Raw genomic sequence first — 15,774 nt, 5'->3', positions numbered from 1 at the left:
GCCTTCGGGCCGCCACCGCAACCCAGTCTGCCAGCAGTGCGCCAGGCCATCCTTGACCGCATGTCTCGTTCACCCCCGACACAATGCCCTCATTGCGGATGGACACTCAAAAGACATCCTAACTCTATTCTGCCAAAGTAGTGCTAGGCAAAATATAAAACCCTCCGTCTGTGTTCCAGACGGAGGGGCCTCGGAGTTCAGTCTCCGGATGATTCAAAAATTTCTTCCAGTGTCTGCGCCATCACGTCTCCATCGAGCGTTTTGCCCAGCCAGATCTCAACACCAATCAGGCCTTGGTTGACCAGCATTCCCAAGCCATCGAGGGTTGTGCAGCCTTGCGCGTGGGCTTCCTGAAGGAAGCGTGTTTGCGGTGGGTTGGGAATGACGTCCGCAACAATCTGTCCTTTGGTCAGGCTTTTGATGTTCACTGGAGGAATCGCCTCCAGATCACCAAGGCCGATGGATGTGGCATTGATAACGATATCTGTGCCTTCGGGAACGGAAACGTCGCCTTCCCAGGGTTTGGCTTCGGCATCTGCGCTTGAGTTGTCACGCACGAGTGCAGCCATGGTCTCGGCTTTCTTGACGTCACGATTGACGATGGTGAGATGGGCGGCGCCGGCCAGTGCCAGTTCAACGGCAATCGCACGGGCAGCTCCACCTGCGCCAAGAAGGAGAACGCGTTTTCCGGCTGGATCTGTGATTTCTTTCAAGGAGGCCAGAAACCCCTTGCCGTCCGTGTTATGGCCCGTCAGGCGCCCGTCTTTGATGGCGACGCAATTAACCGCACCGATCAGTTTTGCCGACTCATCCAAAGCATCAAGATGTTCCAGAACTGCGACCTTATGGGGCAGGGAACAGTTGAACCCCACCCATTCCATGGCTTTGGCACCTTTAACGGCGTCAGCGAGATTGTCTGCCTTGACGTCACAGTTGATGTAACGCGCGTTCAGCCCTTCATGGATGTATGCGGCTTCGATCATAGCGACGGTTGGATTATCTGCGCATGGTGTCGAAAATGATCCTGTCAGAATGCTGCGGAAGTTCTGGTCACTCATGTCTGGCTCTCCTGTGTTGAGGCGTCCCTGACATAGAAAGACATGCTGAACAGATTGGAACCGCCTTTGAGCGGTTCAGGCTATGGATGGCAGAGAAGTGATGAGGAGAGGGGCTTACGCCGCCAGTGTGATGATCGTCCGCAGGCCGCCTTCGCCACGGTTCTGAAGGCGCACGTCGCCCCCCTGTGCCCGCAGGATTGTCCGAGCGATGGAAAGTCCTAGGCCGGTGCCACCTGTTTCACGGTTGCGGCTGGTTTCGATCCGCACAAAAGGTTCGAAAACCCGTTCAAGCTCGCTCTCGGGAAGGCCGGGGCCATTGTCCTCAATGATGATGCAGGCAGTGCGATCTTTTTCTTTCTTTTTTGTCGGTGGAATGAGCGTGACATGCGCACTTCCACCATACTTCAGAGAATTGAGAATGAGATTGTTCAGAGCGCGCTTCAGTGCCACGGACCGTGCCTGAATGCGGACTGGTTGCATCGGCAACTCATAGACAAGCGCGTCTGCCTGATCTGGATGGCTTTCGGCTGCTTCATCCATGATGGTTTGCAGCAGGGTGCGCAGATCAAGGAAGACAACCTGTTCGTTAGAGGCGCTGTCACGACCGAAAGCCAGTGTGGCGGCCACCATGGCCTCCATTTCATCAAGATCCGCTAGAATCTTGTTGCGCAGTTCGTCATCGTCAATGAATTCGGCGCGCAGCTTCAGTCGTGTGATTGGTGTGCGCAGATCATGCCCGATCGCCGTGAGCATGAGCGTTCGATCCGAGACGAAGCGACGGATCCGCATGGACATCGTATTAAAGGCGATAGCCGCCCGACGAATTTCCGATGGGCCATTTTCAGGAAGGACCGTTGAGCTGTTCACGTCCCGGCCCAGCGCTTCGGCAGCGGTGGCCAGCGTCGTGACGGGGGCGATCAGACGACGTGTGGCCCAGAGGATCAAGGCGCCTCCGAAGAGGGACATCATCAGGAATGCAATGATGAATGTCGGCGCTTCGAAGGGGTTGGGCAACGGCATGACGTAACGGATGACAAGCCAACACTGACCATCCGGCAACAGCATCGATGTGGAATATGTGCGAAGTTCCTGCCCGGCCCAGACTTCCAGTGGGTAAAGGGATGAAGGCAGGAACGATCCGCGCATGAAAGGCGGGATTTCCCGATATCCTTCACGGCCACCAAGTCTCGGCCCGTACCATCCTTCGGGGCTGCCTTCGCGAGGACGCTCAAAATTACGTTCGTCAGGGAAAGGGCCGTGTTCCGGAGCGCCAGACGGATGTTCTTCACCCGGCGGGGTTGCTCCCGGAAGGCTCGGCTCAATCATCCCTCCTGGACCAAACGGAGCCCCGCCCGGACCGAAGCCCGGCGGCGGTGTATGAAACCGTCCCTGAGAGAGCCCCCCGGATGCGAAAAAGGGGAGCGGGATTTTGTGGCTATGGATTTCCTGATCCGGCGTCGGAAGCAGCAGAACTGTTGTGTTCGACGGGATGTGCAGGTCGTCTATGGCGTTCTTGCGATCTTCCGCCTTCGTTTCCGCAATCGTGCGGTAAATGGAAAAGACCTGGATCTGATAGTCATGCATCTGGCTGCGTTCAGCCAAATCAAGGCGGTCAAGCGCGTGGATCCCCAGTCCCGCAAGTTCAATAACGCCCAGCCCGACAATCAGGAGCAGGCTGGTGCGGGCGACAAGGGAACTGGGAAAAAAGCGCACGGTCAGACGCGTTCGACTTCTGCTGCAAGAACATAACCGCCGCCACGCACGGTCTTGATGACCTGTGCATTCCGGCCGTCATCTTCCAGTTTGCGACGCAGGCGGCTGATGGCGACGTCAATGGCACGGTCGAACGGTCCAGCCTGACGGCCGCGAAGCAGCTCAAGCAGCATGTCCCGGGTCAGGACGCGGTTGGCGCGTTCCAGCAACGCGATCAGAAGGTCATATTCGCCACCCGTCAGGGAGATTTCTGCTCCATCCGGGTTGAGCAGACGGCGGCGGACCGGATCGAGGCACCAGCCGGCAAACATAATCTTGCGGGTATCTGTGGCCTGGCGCTTTTCGGACGCATCAACCGTCCGGCGCAGAACTGCGCGAATGCGGGCGAGGAGTTCGCGGGGATTGAACGGCTTGGCGACGTAATCATCTGCGCCAAACTCCAGCCCGATAATCCGGTCGGTTTCATCGCTCATGGCCGTCAGCATGATGATGGGGACATTATCCTGGGTGCGCAGCCAGCGTGCGACTTCAAGGCCGCTTTCGCCCGGAAGCATCAGGTCCAGAACCACAAGCTGGTAATGACCATTGGCCCAGGCTTTTCGGGCTTCACGACCATCGCGCGCAGCCGTGACGCGAAAGTGGTTCCGTTCGAGGAACTTGCTCAGAAGCTCCCGGATTTCACGGTCATCATCGACGACCAGAAGATGGGGAAGGGTTTCTGTACCCATGATGATGTTACCTTCCATCGGCTTGTGGCGCGGTTCAGGTCCGCCGCGCCACTTTCGTGCTTACGCCAGCCAGGAGGGAACCGGGAGGTTTTTCGCACGAAGGAACTCAGGGTTGAACAGCTTGGACTGATACCTTGCCCCTCCATCGCACAGGATTGTAACAATCGTATGTCCAGGACCAAGCTTCCTTGCAGTTCGGATAGCTGCTGCAACATTGATGCCTGACGAACCACCTACGGACAGGCCTTCTTCTGCCGTCAGGGCAAAGATCTGCTCCAGCGCTTCCGGGTCTGCAATTCGCTCCGCATCATCAGGTGCGCAGCCCTCAAGGTTGGCTGTGACACGCCCCTGGCCAATGCCTTCCGTGATGGAGCCGCCGCTGATGGTCAGATCGTTGGATTTCACCCAGCCATAGAGTGCGGAACCTTCCGGATCAGCTAGTACGATTTTCGGGGCCGTCTTGCCTGCCGCCGCAGCCTGTTCCCGCAGGCCCATTCCGATGCCTGCCAGAGTGCCGCCGGTGCCGCAGGCGCAGGTGAAGGCATCAACTTTTCCGCCCGTCTGGTTCCAGATTTCGACGGCTGTCGTGGTGCGATGGCCTTCGCGGTTGGCAGTATTGTCGAACTGGTTAGCCCAGAAAGCACCCGTTTCTTCCGCCAGACGACGCGACACATGGACGTAGTTGCCTGGGTCACGGAAGGGCTTGGCGGGGACCAGTCGCAGGTCTGCGCCGATCATGCGTAGAAAGTCGAGCTTTTCGCGGCTCTGGGTTTCCGGCACGACGATGATCGCCTTGCAGCCCATGGCCTGCGCCACCAGCGTCAGTCCGATGCCAGTATTGCCAGCCGTTCCTTCGACAACGGTTCCGCCGGGCTTGAGAGCGCCAGTGCGGAAAGCATCTTCGATGATGGCAAGTGCTGCACGGTCTTTGACAGACCCGCCGGGGTTCATGAACTCCGCCTTGCCGTAGATGTTACAGCCGGTTTCTTCGGAGGCGCGCTTCAGACGGATGAGCGGCGTTCCACCAATGGCGGCCGTCATGCTGGAGGAGGTGCTCTGCCACCCTGCCGAAACGGACTGGTGTGGGCTGGTGATGTCAGTCATACGTTCACTCCTGTGCTAACGGAATTATAGACCGCGTTTTGTAGGGATGAGGAAGGCCATGAAGGTACTGACAGCAAAGCAGGCATGGGACGTGCTTGCAAATGAAGCCGACAGCATCCTCGTCGATGTGCGGACACCTGTGGAATGGGCGGAGATTGGCCTGCCCGATTCTTCTGCCCTGCCAAGGCCCGTTGTGTGTCTGACGTGGCAGCCGGGTCTGGAACAGATGTTTCTGGAAGGACTGCTGAATGCCGTGCCTGATCAGAACAGCCGCGTCCTGTTTCTGTGCCGGTCGGGAATGCGCTCCCATAATGCAGCGCTTCTGGCTGAGCATGCCGGATATGCGGATGTAAGCAATATTGTCGACGGCTTCGAAGACAAGCATGGCCCCGGCACGGGCTGGCGCGCCGGGGGACTGCCATTCGTTCACATGCCGCTGTCAGGTTCCTGATCGGCGTCATAACGAACTTCAAGGACGACGCACCACGGATAGCGGCTGTCGTAGCTGTGGCCTGAACCATCAGCGATCCGGCCGTTGGCATCCGTGGGAACATGTGTCAGGGACACGGCGTCGTCCACATTACCGCCAACGATGCTCAGCTCATGACCGAAAGGCTGGTCATTCTGATTGACGGCGGTGACGATGCCGCAATGAGCCGGGAACCCGTAAGATGTCGGGAGCATCGAGAACGTCACGCTCTTGCTGCGGCCGCGACCCACGCAGATCAGATCACCGATCTTTGGGGTGTAGCTTCCCGGATCATGCGCGCTGACACCGCTGGACTGGCCGCTTGCTGCTGCATTGATATAGGTCGCGTGGTTGGGTGAATACGGGAAGCGATCATTCGCCCCTGCGACACGCATGACGTAGGAAATGAACGCTGCCGACCAGGCGTAGTGCCCGTCATGCACGGCGTCGAAGCGTGTGCCGTTCGCATCGGTCTTGCCCGTCCAGCCAGCTTCCGTTTCATACGGGTCCTGGCCGATCCACCAGTATTCACCCACGCGCTGCCACAAGCCGGGAATACGTTCCGGCTTTAGAGCAGGATCAGTGGGTTCCGGTCGGTCTTCCGGATCGTCATCAGCTACAGGTGCACCGAACATGCGCCATTCCCGCAGGGCAATGGCTGCGACGTCCTGACGGTTGAAAGGTTCAAAATTACGGCTGGCAAAGTCCGGAACGTGGCTGTTGTAGCCCACCGGACCTGTTGTGCCGTTCGCATACTGTGCGTTGGGAGTCTGGGCCGGATACGGACGGACACTGTTCTGACTGGCGCAGCCGGTCAGTGCGAACAGGGCGACCGTAGCAGCTGTTCGCCAGAAAATATGCGAGTCTGACACAATCATCCTCATGCTGGCTCGATGAACCTGCATCTTGAACGGCAAGTGCGATGGAGCGTCAAGGGCAGGGCCTCGTATGTGGGAAAGAGAGGCCGTTTATTTAGAGAACGGAAGGAAAGAACCGTACGGCTCCTTCAATCAGAATGGCGGGTGCAAAAGGTATAAGAAGAAAAAATATATGTTTTAGGCGTCTTCTGGCCTTATCCGGACCGGCTCGAAAGGACAGGAGAAGGAAAACCAGAGCAACAACCGAAATGACTGGAGCAAGACAGATATAGGTCATGAGACCCAACGCCCAGGAAATCATGCCGAGACTTTAATGCTCTTCTGGGTCCCAGCCCATCATGAAACCAGCGAGGAATAAAGGTATCAATTTGACGAGCCATGAACTCAAACCTGCATAGACGATAAATAATGTCCGAAAGACTTGGGAGTGGGGACGCAAGGGGGCAGGCGGGAGGACACGCTCTGGTGGAATGTGGGGCAGGACGTACATGTAACCATTCGTTTCAAACGATTCGAATGGTTACAATGTGCCTGTATCAGTTGTCCGGGAAAAGGGTCTTCAGCCCTTCTTCGGAAGCATCGCACCGGCCACGCTCGGTGATCAGTCCGGTCACCAGACGGGCTGGTGTTACGTCGAATGCCGGATTGGCGGCGGGGCTGTTATCCGGTGCAATACGGACGCGCCCCGGAGCGCCGTTATCTGTCAGACCTGTCATGAACAGGACTTCGTTCTGGCTACGCTCCTCAATCGGGATTTCCTTCACGCCGTCCCGAACACGCCAGTCGATTGTGGACGACGGGAGTGCCACCCAGAACGGGACGTTATTGTCTTTGGCTGCGAGCGCCTTGAGATAGGTGCCAATCTTGTTGGCCACATCGCCCTGCGCCGTTACGCGGTCCGTACCAACGATGACCATGTCCACATCGCCAGCCTGCATGTAGTGGCCGCCGGCATTATCCGCGATGACGGTATGCGCGACACCATGGCTGCCGAGTTCCCAAGCCGTGAGTAGGCTGCCCTGATTGCGGGGGCGTGTCTCATCCACCCACACATGCACCGGGATGCCTTCGTCGTGCGCCATGTAGATGGGTGCAAGCGCCGTTCCCCAGTCTACCGTGGCAATCCAGCCGGCATTGCAGTGCGTGAGAAGATTGACGCGGCCTGTCTTCCCCTTGCGCTCCCAGATTTCGCGGATCAGGTCCAGTCCATGGCGGCCGATGGCCTCATTGACCTGCACGTCTTCATCACAGATCGCATCGGCTTCCACATATCCGGCTTCAACGCGCTCTGCTGGCGTGAGCGCGCGCAGACGCGTCACCATGCGTTCAATGGCCCAGCGCAGGTTGATGGCAGTCGGGCGTGTTTCGATCAGATCAGCAGCCGCTTTTTCCAGCGCAGCATCGGATGCGTCGTTCTGAACGGCAAAAACCAGACCATAGGCCGCGACAGCACCAATCAGCGGAGCACCACGAACCTGCATGCTGCGGATTGCATGCGCGACAGCGCCGACGTCGCGGAGTTCAAGCACCTCTACTTCCCATGGAAAACGGGTCTGGTCGAAAATGCGGATGCTTTTGGCGTCGTCAGACGGGCGCCAGATGCTGCGATAGGCAATGCCATTGATCTTCATTGGATGCTCCTGGGAGACGCTCCGGCATTCAGGGCGCGGAACAGAAAAGACGTCTTATAGCGCATGTGCGCGATACACTCCGCGAACTCAAGAGTGGAAACCCCCGGGCCGTATTGCGCGTTGGGCGGATATTGCCTTGCGAGTGTTCAGAAACCGGTAGTATGAATTGTATTACGTTTCGTGTCTGGATTCTCTTTCTAGCTGTAGGGAAAGATAATGGCCTCTCTCGTGAACCCCGGAAATACAGCCGTGCGCTCGTCTGACGCTCAGCCACGTCTTTCCACAAAAAACAGGTCTGCCAACATGACGGCGCTGGAAAAATACCGTCTGCTACGGGAGAATCGTAAGGTGGTGCGCCGCCAGAAGCTTGAACAGGAAAAGCGCCAGATTTCTTCCTGAGCAGGCCTCTTTCACTCTTCTGCCTCAGGCTGTTAAGCCTCATCCTCGCTCGGCCCCTTGTCTGCCGGGCCGGATCTGGAAAAGGGCTGAGCAGTGTCTCTGCGTGTACTGACGGTTCTGCCGCCGCGTGAACTTTATGCTGAGGGCCACGCTGGCGCGATTTCCCTGCTCGTCAGCCGCGTGGCCTTTTGTGATGATCGGATTATCGGCAGAGCTGTCTCCGGCGTGCCACTGCCGGGCGGCAAATTTGTTCCTCTGAAGCGTGGCATATGGCCACTCCCTCAACGCCTGAGCTATGCGCTGTCCTGCGTTCGCGCAGCCCGACACTTCCGGCCCGATCTGATCGAGGTTCATAACAGGCCCGATCTGGCCATGGCGCTGTCCCGTGTCGCTCCTGTCCGGCTGATTCTGCACAATGATCCGCGCTCCATGAGGGGCGCCAAAACTGCGAAAGAAAGATCCCGGCTCGCCGCGAAGGTGCTGGTGTGCGCTGTGTCCCAATGGGTTGCGACGTGTTTTGCAGAAGGCAGCGATAGGCTGCCACGCGTCGAAATTCAGCCGAACTGTGTGGATCTGTCCGTATTGCCAGCTGAGCGCCCGCGGAAAAAACAGGTTCTGTTCGCGGGGCGGGTCGTTGCCGACAAGGGGGTAGATGCTTTTGTCTCAGCCTGGGCAAGTCTTCGGCACCAGTATCCGGACTGGACAGCTGTCATTATGGGCGCTGACAGATTTGGCCCGGATTCACCGGAAACTCCGTTTTTGACTCGGCTGCGGCCTCAGGCGGCACAGGCGGATGTTCTGATGACGGGCTATCGGTCCCATCCGGATGTTCTTGAAGCCATGACGGAAGCGGCTGTTGTCGTTGTGCCAAGCCGCTGGCCGGAGCCATTTGGCATGACGGCGCTGGAAGCCATGGCATGCGGGGCGGCTGTGATCGTCTCGCCATTTGGCGCGCTACCGGATGTAGTCGGGGATGCGGCCCTGCTAGCGGCCCCGGATGCTTCCGGAGCGCTAGAGGCGGCGCTGGGTCAACTGATGGATAACCCGGCACTCAGAGCGGAGCTGGGCCATAAGGGCCGCGAGCGGGCTGCTCTGTTCAGTCTGGAGGCTGCCCGCGCGCGTCTTGTCGCGTTGCGGCAGGCAGCCATTGCTTTCAGTCGCGGTTCGGCGGCCCCATGAAGGTCGGGTCAATCGCATCCGGGACGTGACGTGCCAGGATTTCGTCCACAGCCTTCTTTTCTTCGTCGGTCAGAGACCAGCCGAAAACATCCTTCACACCGGAGACCTGTTCAGGCTTGCGTGCGCCCCAGAGTGCGATGACTGGCCCCTGATCCAGAACCCAGCGTACGGCGAAGGCGAGAACGGACTTGTCGCGCTTGGCGGCCAGCTCCTTGAAGTCTTCGACTGCGGCGAGATAGCTCTCGAATTTCGGCTTCTGGAACTTCGGATCACCTGAACGCAGGTCATCTTTCGGGAAGCTCGTATCCTTGTTCATCTTGCCAGAGAGAAGTCCGCGGCAGAGCGCGCCATAAGCGAGCACCACGGCGTTATTCTTCTTGGCGTATGGCAGGATGTCTTTTTCGCAGGTGCGTTCGAACAGGTTCAGCGGGGGCTGAATTGTTGCAAGTGGGGCAACTTCGCGAAAAATATCCATCTGCTCCGGCGAGAAGTTGCTCACGCCGAGCGCCCGGATCTTGCCTTCCTGATGAAGTTTCTGCAGTTCGCGTGCGCTTTCATCGATGGGCGTCTTGTCATCGGGCCAATGGATCTGTTCGAGATCAATCGTCTCGACCCGCAGGCGGCGCAGGGAGTCTTCCACTTCCTTGCGGATGCGGGCAGGGCGGGAATCACGGAAAACCTTGCGGTCTTCGGGTTTGTCATCCGTCCAGTTCAGGCCCAGCTTTGTCGCGACGAAAGCCTTGTTGGGCTTTTCGGCCAGTGCCCGGCCAACAACTTCTTCTGAGTGCCCGAAGCCATAGACGGGTGCTGTGTCGATAAAATTGATGCCGTCATCGAGAGCTGCATGGATGGTGCGAACGCCGTTTTCATCGTCCGGCCCGCCCCACATCCAGCCGCCAATGGCCCAGGTGCCGAGAGCCACGCGGGAAACCGGAGTGTCGATGCCGGGAATGAGAATGGTGTCTGAGGACATGCCTGTCTCCATAAGAAAGGGACTGTTTCAAAAAAGCGCATTCGGATGGAGGTGGTTGCATGGAAAGTCGAAACCCGCCATCCACAATATCCATGCGCCTGTCTTCTTTTTCCCTGACCCGCCTCGGCCAGTGGCTTGCTGTTCTACTGCCGCTGACACTCACGCATCTCAGAGGGCTGGCGGAAGCAGACCTCGATATTCTTGCCGTTCTGCTGTTGGTGCAGTCGGCACGAACGCGGCAATGGGACTGGGCAAGAGAGCCCTGGGTCATCGCGACCTTCTGTTGGTGGGGCTGGCAGGTTTTGTGCACAGTCTGGGTCTCGCCCGGTCATGGGGCACTGGGCCAGTCTCTGGCGGCCATCCGCTTTCCGCTAGCTGCCGCAGCGCTGGGCTGCTGGCTATTACGCGATGACGTCTGGCGCAGAAGAGCGCTCTGGGTCACGTGTGGATGCGGGCTTTACATTGCATTCCAGATTATGGTTCAGGCGTCGTTCGGACGAAATCTGTTTGGCGTGCCGCGCTTCCATGATGGCACTCTCACGGGGCCTTACACGCACCCCCGTGCCGCTGCCCCACTGTCACGCCTTATTCTGCCGATGCTGATGCTTGGTTGTACTTTGATCGAGGGTTGGAAAAGTCGTTGGTCCCGCACTCTGGGGCTCTGTGCTGCGACGGTTCTTGCTGTGGCAGTCATGGTTCTCGCGGGGCAGAGAATGCCGTTCGCGCTTTCGCTGTTCGGAATTGGCATCTGCGCGCTTCTGTATCGGCCTATGCGTCCAGCCGCGCTGGTTGCGGCGGCGATGATGCCGCTTCTGATCTTTGCCGCAAGTGCGCTGTCGCCCGGCAGCTTCTCGCATCTCGTTGTCCTTGCCCGCCAGCAGTTGACGCATTTCAGCCAGTCTCCTTACGGCGAGATTTACACGCATGCTGTGGTGATGGCGCAGGAGCATCCTTTGCTGGGGCAGGGCTATGACGCCTATCGCCATCACTGTGATGACCCGGCGACGTTCCACGGTCTGTCGTGGCTTTCCATGGCAACGCCAGAAAAAGGCTGGCGCGATCTCTGTGTTCAGCATCCGCACAATCATTATCTTCAGGCTCTGGTGAATGCCGGCATTCCGGGCCTGATCCTGTTTGTGCTGATGGTGGCCTGCTGGCTCAAGGCGCTCTGGCCGGGACGGCAGGGTTCAGCCATTGCAATCGGTCTTTTTGCCGCGGTCTTCATTCAGGAATGGCCCATCGCGTCCTCTTCAGATTTCATGAATCTGCCGTTGGGTGGATGGGGATTTCTGATGCTCGGTCTGGGTTTGGCCTATCGCAATGGCTTTCAAGACACGGCGCGCGGGCCTATATCGTAAGCAGATTACGGAGGCACCCCCATGTCCAGCACCAGTGATCCGGCACGCACCGGAACCGTTCCCGTTACTGTTCTGACCGGCTTTCTTGGCGCCGGTAAAACCACCCTGCTTAATCATATCCTGACTGCTGAGCACGGCCGCAAATATGCCGTGGTCGTCAATGAGTTTGGTGAGCTTGGCGTGGACAATGACCTCGTGGTGGATGCCGACGAGGAAGTGTTCGAAATGAACAACGGCTGCATCTGCTGTACCGTGCGTGGCGATCTGATCCGCATTCTCGGTGGGCTGTTGCGCCGTCGTGGTCGTTTTGATGGGATCATCGTTGAGACAACAGGCCTTGCCGATCCGGCGCCTGTCGCACAGACGTTTTTCGTGGATGAAAATATCCGCGAGAAGGCCCGTCTTGATGCTGTCGTGACAGTTGTTGATGCCTTCAACATCATGCAGACGCTGGAAGAAAGCCCGGAAGCCGTCAGTCAGCTCGCATTTGCGGATGTGATCGTTCTGAACAAGATCGACCTTGCCGATGAAGAGCGCCGCAAGGAAATCGTTGCCCGCATTCGCCAGATCAATGCCGTGGCTGAAATTCACGAAGCCCAGCATGGCGGCGTGAAGCTGACGGACATTCTGGATCGTGGCGGCTTCGACCTTCAGCGTGCCCTGTCCACGATGCCGGATTTTCTGGAAAACGATCATCACTCCCATGAAGAGGGCATTGTCAGCATTTCCCTCTCTGTGAAGGAGTTGATTGATCAGCGCCGCTTCCAGGCCTGGATTGGTGCGATCCTGCAGGAGCAGGGCGGTGATATCCTGCGCTCCAAAGGCATTCTGCACTTCAAGGGTGAAGATCAGCGCTTTGCGTTTCAGGCCGTGCACATGATGGCAGATGGTGATTTCATCGGCCCCTACCGTGAGGGGGAAAGCCGGGATTCCCGTCTGGTCTTCATCGGTCGTAACCTGAACCGTCCGCAGCTTCGTCGCGGGTTTGAAAGCTGCATCGCGGAATGACACGGGAAATCATTGAAGATCGCGGCGTAGAACGTCGCTTCGAAAGCCCGATCATCGGCGTTGCGTCGTCACGTGATGGCAAGACTTTGGCCGCTGCCACGGCGGACGGTGAGATCATTCTCATTCCGCGCGACAAGATGAATACGCTTGGCGCCTGGACGGTTCTCTCGGTTCACGAGGGGGCGTTGTGCCTGTCACAGGACAGCCTGCCGGATGCATTTCTGACGGGCGGCGAGGACGGAAAACTTGTCCGCACTTATGCCGACGGCCGGACGGAGGTTTTGAGCGAAGGGCGCCGTTGGGTCGATTGCATTGCCTCATCCACTACACATTTCGCGTTTTCAGCTGGCCGGGAGCTTGAAGTCCGGGCGGCTGAAGGCACGACAACGCTCAAGAAGCTGGATCATCCGTCATCTGTGACGGGCATTGTTTTTGATGCCAAGGGCAAGCGCGTTGCGGCCTCGCATTACAACGGTGCGTCTGTCTGGTTCGTGCAGGCCAAGGTCGATACGGTGCGCCCGTTCGAATGGAAAGGCAGCCATATTGGCATTGCCATTCATCCGGGTGGGGAAGCTCTCGTGACGTCCATGCAGGAGAATGATCTGCATGGCTGGCGTCTGGCTGATGGGCACAACATGCGCATGAGCGGCTATCCGAAGCAGGTGCGCTCCATGGCGTTCACACGCAATGGTCGCTGGCTTGCAACGTCGGGTGCTGATGCCATTGTGCTATGGCCGTTCTTCGGTGGCGGCCCGATGGGCAAGGCACCGTCCGAGTTGGCCCGTCTTCCGGGGCTGTTTGTCAGCGCTGTTTGCCCCAACCCGAAGGAAGACATCATTGCGGCCGGCTACGAAGACGGAACTGTTCTTCTGGCTGAGATCGGGGGTGGGGACCAGCGTGTACTGCCTCTCTGCTCAGGTCAGAAAGCTGCCCGTGGCAAGGTGACGTCCGTGTCCTTTACCCCGCAGGGCGGGGCTATCATCTTTGGAACGGAAGATGGAACAGTTGGTGTTGTGGACTTGTCTGCTGCAAGCTGAGCATCGGTTCAGACCGTCATAAAAAGGAGGCCTTCGGGCCTCCTGTTTTGCGTTCAGGCTGTAAAAAAGTGGCTCAGCCCCATCCCACGCAGGCCCCGGCGATAGGCGATGGAACTGCGATCTGCCATCACATGCGCCTCAAGGTTGGGGTCAAGCGGCAGGTTTTCCGGCTTCTGCGCCTCAACAATCTGACGGTCTTCTTCAAAGACACGGCGATTGAATTCGTAAACATCCTCAACCGATCCGGTCGTATCGAAATTCCGGCAGATTGGCGCGAACATGCGTGTCACCCGAGCCGAAACCGGTGAGGCTGCATTCATGATGACGAGCCTGCCGTCGTTCGGGAAGTAGATTTCCAGCGTTGCCGTGAAGGGCAGGAAAACCCGGAAATGCCGGAGCCATTCGAAGTCCGCAAACTCTTCAACGCCCAGAAGCCCATGTGGAAAATTGGAAACGTTGCTGCGGTATTCAGCCTCGAACCCCGTTTTCGTCAGCTTGGGTGAATAGGATGGAACGATCGGGTTTTCAGGGTCTGCAAAGGTCTCGGTGTGGACGAAGGCAAAATGTGCCACGTCAATAAAGCCTTCGACCTGACGTCCTGCGAAGCCCTTGATGTCGATGGACGGGCAGGTGATCTGCTGGAAGGCTGGATCGTCCCAATGCGGCATCGGTGGGAGATTGATTTCTCCTTCAGGGCGCAGGCACGTCCAGATGAGGCCGAACCGCTCTACAACAGGGTAGGTCTTCAGGTGGAGCTTCGGCGGGATCTTGCTGTCCGGATGGGCAGGGACACGCACGCAACGGCCATCCTGGCCAAACCGGAAACCATGATAGGCACAGGCAATCGTCTCGCCGTTTCCATTGCCCATGCTTAGCGGTACCCCACGATGAGGGCACAGATCATCGGCAACGACGATATCATCTCCAGAGCGGTAAATGACGAGAGGTGCATCCAACAGCACCGCCCCGAGCGGGCGCTCCCCGAGTTCACGGGACAGGGCGACCGGATACCAGGACTTGGCAAGGATCTGCCAGTCTGCGGGTTCGAACGTGCAGTTCCGTGGCAGGTCAACGGATGCGGGAGAAAGGCTGGCGCAGGCTGCGGTCATGGAAGGGTCCCCGCGGGCTGAAGAAGGATCTCGCAAATCATTTCATAGATAGGGTGTTCTCGGATATAGCATAAATATGCTTATAGCGTTCTAATAATGAGACACTATAGGCTGACTGAATTGTCTCGATTGGCTAAATACGGCACATATGGAACGATATCGGAATGAGGTGCCTTATGCCCAGATTGTCTTCGCCGCCTCATTTGCAGACGCTCATCATGTTCCTGGAATATCGCGTCTGGGCTGACAGGCTGACATACGAAGCTCTGCTCAAGCTACCGCGATCGGAGATTGTGAAGCCACGGCAGACAACGTTCAGCACCCTTTTGGGCACGTTGAACCATGTCTACGTCGTCGACGATATTTTCCTCCATCATCTTCAGGGTCAGGATCATGGGTATCGGTCACGTCAGACCGATGAGGTGCCCGATCTCGAAGCGCTCTGGCAGGCCACGCAATCCATGCATCAGTGGTATCTGAATGCCGTCAGGCAATGGAGCGTGGATGATTTGAGCTGTTCGATGTCATTCACATATGTTGATGGCCAGCCTGGGGTGATGACCCGCGAGCAGATCATTCTTCATGTCGTCAATCACGCCACTTACCACCGGGGATTTGTAGGCGACCTGCTCAAGCAGATCCCGGAGAACTGGCCCTCCAATGACCTGACGGTCTTTCTCCGGGATGAGTATCAGCGGTCTGTGTGACCAAGATCCTGCTCAGGTGCGATGATATCCCTGACACGCTGTTTGAGCTCTTTCGGGCCAGGAAATCCTCCGTCGCGTTTGCGTTCCCAGACGAGCACGTCATCCACATGAATTTCAAAGCGCCCACCGGTATCAGGGATCAGGGCAACTTCCCCGAGAGCCTGCCCGAACGTGGAGAGCAGTTCCTGCGCCATCCACCCAGACCGCAGAAGCCAGTTACATTGCGTGCAATATCGGATTGAGACGCGCGGTGCTGTGGAGGACATGTCTTTTCTCCTGGGGTGAGGCGTTGAGGAGCATCATTGCACAGCACGGCAACTCTGCCATCTGTCAGATGTGTCTCTAGGCACGACTTGCAACGGTCATAAAGAAACACTTTCCCCCGACAGGAAGAGAACATTATGAAAGTGGATCGTCTTTATT

Annotated in this window: 16 protein-coding genes; 7 read left to right on the top strand and 9 right to left on the bottom strand. The window is 57.8% G+C overall.

Going from position 1 to position 15,774, the window contains the following annotated elements; translation table 11 throughout:
* Positions 1–197: 197 nt before the first annotated feature.
* The 4 genes from aroE to KP705_RS10925 form a co-directional block, all read right to left on the bottom strand.
* Positions 198–1,058 (bottom strand): shikimate dehydrogenase, encoded by an 861-nt coding sequence (aroE, locus tag KP705_RS10940; protein WP_046900011.1) that lies wholly within the window; start codon positions 1,056–1,058, stop codon positions 198–200.
* 114 nt (positions 1,059–1,172) lie between these two features.
* A complete protein-coding gene (locus KP705_RS10935) occupies positions 1,173–2,771 on the bottom strand; it encodes an ATP-binding protein (protein WP_046900010.1) in 1,599 nt (532 codons plus the stop codon).
* A 2-nt stretch (positions 2,772–2,773) separates the two neighbouring features.
* On the bottom strand, positions 2,774–3,499 hold the full coding sequence (locus KP705_RS10930) for a response regulator (protein WP_046900890.1): 726 nt from the start codon (positions 3,497–3,499) through the stop codon (positions 2,774–2,776).
* A gap of 60 nt (positions 3,500–3,559) precedes the next feature.
* The gene (locus KP705_RS10925) at positions 3,560–4,603 is read right to left on the bottom strand and encodes a cysteine synthase A (RefSeq protein ID WP_046900009.1); all 1,044 of its coding nucleotides are present in this window, start codon (positions 4,601–4,603) and stop codon (positions 3,560–3,562) included.
* 58 nt (positions 4,604–4,661) lie between these two features.
* Between KP705_RS10925 and KP705_RS10920 the strand changes: the two genes are divergently transcribed.
* On the top strand, positions 4,662–5,054 hold the full coding sequence (locus KP705_RS10920; RefSeq protein ID WP_174694771.1) for a rhodanese-like domain-containing protein: 393 nt from the start codon (positions 4,662–4,664) through the stop codon (positions 5,052–5,054).
* On the opposite strand, the gene KP705_RS10915 is transcribed toward KP705_RS10920, so the two are convergent.
* Both KP705_RS10915 and mtnA read right to left on the bottom strand, forming a co-directional pair.
* Positions 5,030–5,950 carry a DUF2272 domain-containing protein gene (locus tag KP705_RS10915; protein WP_046900007.1) on the bottom strand — a complete coding sequence of 307 codons (921 nt, stop codon included), beginning with the start codon at positions 5,948–5,950 and terminating at the stop codon, positions 5,030–5,032. The two genes, KP705_RS10920 and KP705_RS10915, sit on opposite strands and share 25 nt — an antisense overlap.
* A 536-nt stretch (positions 5,951–6,486) precedes the next feature.
* On the bottom strand, positions 6,487–7,581 hold the full coding sequence (gene mtnA, locus KP705_RS10910; protein ID WP_046900005.1) for an S-methyl-5-thioribose-1-phosphate isomerase: 1,095 nt from the start codon (positions 7,579–7,581) through the stop codon (positions 6,487–6,489).
* 216 nt (positions 7,582–7,797) lie between these two features.
* Between mtnA and KP705_RS10905 the strand changes: the two genes are divergently transcribed.
* Together KP705_RS10905 and KP705_RS10900 are read left to right on the top strand one after the other, a co-directional pair.
* Entirely contained in the window at positions 7,798–7,980 is a 183-nt protein-coding gene (locus KP705_RS10905) for a hypothetical protein (protein WP_046900004.1), read from the top strand.
* A 99-nt stretch (positions 7,981–8,079) separates the two neighbouring features.
* Positions 8,080–9,159: a glycosyltransferase family 4 protein gene (locus tag KP705_RS10900; protein WP_215764442.1), complete on the top strand. Its 1,080-nt coding sequence runs from the start codon at positions 8,080–8,082 to the stop codon at positions 9,157–9,159.
* Here KP705_RS10900 and KP705_RS10895 read toward each other — a convergent pair.
* Positions 9,134–10,132, bottom strand: coding sequence for an aldo/keto reductase (locus KP705_RS10895; protein WP_046900003.1), 999 nt, complete (start codon positions 10,130–10,132; stop codon positions 9,134–9,136). The genes KP705_RS10900 and KP705_RS10895 overlap by 26 nt on opposite strands.
* A 59-nt stretch (positions 10,133–10,191) precedes the next feature.
* Between KP705_RS10895 and KP705_RS10890 the strand changes: the two genes are divergently transcribed.
* Genes KP705_RS10890 through KP705_RS10880 form a run of 3 tightly spaced genes read left to right on the top strand, consistent with a single transcriptional unit; the run spans position 10,192 to position 13,535 of the window.
* Positions 10,192–11,490 carry an O-antigen ligase gene (locus tag KP705_RS10890; protein WP_235271718.1) on the top strand — a complete coding sequence of 433 codons (1,299 nt, stop codon included), beginning with the start codon at positions 10,192–10,194 and terminating at the stop codon, positions 11,488–11,490.
* Positions 11,491–11,511: 21 nt separating this feature from the next.
* Entirely contained in the window at positions 11,512–12,498 is a 987-nt protein-coding gene (locus KP705_RS10885; RefSeq protein ID WP_046900001.1) for a GTP-binding protein, read from the top strand.
* The gene (locus tag KP705_RS10880; protein WP_046900000.1) at positions 12,495–13,535 is read left to right on the top strand and encodes a WD40 repeat domain-containing protein; all 1,041 of its coding nucleotides are present in this window, start codon (positions 12,495–12,497) and stop codon (positions 13,533–13,535) included. Before KP705_RS10885 ends, KP705_RS10880 begins: the two co-directional genes overlap by 4 nt.
* Positions 13,536–13,588: 53 nt before the next feature.
* Here the strand turns inward: KP705_RS10880 and KP705_RS10875 are convergent, their stop codons facing one another.
* On the bottom strand, positions 13,589–14,644 hold the full coding sequence (locus tag KP705_RS10875; RefSeq protein ID WP_215764439.1) for an aromatic ring-hydroxylating dioxygenase subunit alpha: 1,056 nt from the start codon (positions 14,642–14,644) through the stop codon (positions 13,589–13,591).
* A gap of 176 nt (positions 14,645–14,820) precedes the next feature.
* On the opposite strand from KP705_RS10875, the gene KP705_RS10870 reads away from it, so the two are divergent.
* Positions 14,821–15,351, top strand: a complete 531-nt coding sequence (locus KP705_RS10870; RefSeq protein ID WP_080951413.1) for a DinB family protein — start codon at positions 14,821–14,823, stop codon at positions 15,349–15,351.
* On the opposite strand, the gene KP705_RS10865 is transcribed toward KP705_RS10870, so the two are convergent.
* Positions 15,336–15,617 (bottom strand): SelT/SelW/SelH family protein, encoded by a 282-nt coding sequence (locus KP705_RS10865; protein ID WP_046899997.1) that lies wholly within the window; start codon positions 15,615–15,617, stop codon positions 15,336–15,338. The two genes, KP705_RS10870 and KP705_RS10865, sit on opposite strands and share 16 nt — an antisense overlap.
* Positions 15,618–15,774: the final 157 nt, after the last annotated feature.

Source organism: Gluconobacter sp. P1D12_c, from assembly GCF_018812105.1.
GTDB classification, from domain to species: Bacteria; Pseudomonadota; Alphaproteobacteria; order Acetobacterales; family Acetobacteraceae; genus Gluconobacter; species Gluconobacter oxydans_A.
This window is presented reverse-complemented; position numbering and strand designations above follow the sequence as displayed.

What these genes read in the sequence shown, in the direction of transcription:
- aroE (WP_046900011.1), bottom strand. Translation starts at nt 1,058, where the DNA reads ATGAGTGACCAGAACTTCCGCAGCATTCTGACAGGATCATTTTCGACA.
- KP705_RS10920 (WP_174694771.1), top strand. Translation starts at nt 4,662, where the DNA reads ATGAAGGTACTGACAGCAAAGCAGGCATGGGACGTGCTTGCAAATGAA.
- KP705_RS10870 (WP_080951413.1), top strand. Translation starts at nt 14,821, where the DNA reads ATGCCCAGATTGTCTTCGCCGCCTCATTTGCAGACGCTCATCATGTTC.
- mtnA (WP_046900005.1), bottom strand. Translation starts at nt 7,581, where the DNA reads ATGAAGATCAATGGCATTGCCTATCGCAGCATCTGGCGCCCGTCTGAC.
- KP705_RS10915 (WP_046900007.1), bottom strand. Translation starts at nt 5,950, where the DNA reads ATGATTGTGTCAGACTCGCATATTTTCTGGCGAACAGCTGCTACGGTC.
- KP705_RS10895 (WP_046900003.1), bottom strand. Translation starts at nt 10,132, where the DNA reads ATGTCCTCAGACACCATTCTCATTCCCGGCATCGACACTCCGGTTTCC.
- KP705_RS10885 (WP_046900001.1), top strand. Translation starts at nt 11,512, where the DNA reads ATGTCCAGCACCAGTGATCCGGCACGCACCGGAACCGTTCCCGTTACT.
- KP705_RS10865 (WP_046899997.1), bottom strand. Translation starts at nt 15,617, where the DNA reads ATGTCCTCCACAGCACCGCGCGTCTCAATCCGATATTGCACGCAATGT.
- KP705_RS10880 (WP_046900000.1), top strand. Translation starts at nt 12,495, where the DNA reads ATGACACGGGAAATCATTGAAGATCGCGGCGTAGAACGTCGCTTCGAA.
- KP705_RS10930 (WP_046900890.1), bottom strand. Translation starts at nt 3,499, where the DNA reads ATGGGTACAGAAACCCTTCCCCATCTTCTGGTCGTCGATGATGACCGT.
- KP705_RS10890 (WP_235271718.1), top strand. Translation starts at nt 10,192, where the DNA reads ATGGAAAGTCGAAACCCGCCATCCACAATATCCATGCGCCTGTCTTCT.
- KP705_RS10905 (WP_046900004.1), top strand. Translation starts at nt 7,798, where the DNA reads ATGGCCTCTCTCGTGAACCCCGGAAATACAGCCGTGCGCTCGTCTGAC.
- KP705_RS10875 (WP_215764439.1), bottom strand. Translation starts at nt 14,644, where the DNA reads ATGACCGCAGCCTGCGCCAGCCTTTCTCCCGCATCCGTTGACCTGCCA.
- KP705_RS10925 (WP_046900009.1), bottom strand. Translation starts at nt 4,603, where the DNA reads ATGACTGACATCACCAGCCCACACCAGTCCGTTTCGGCAGGGTGGCAG.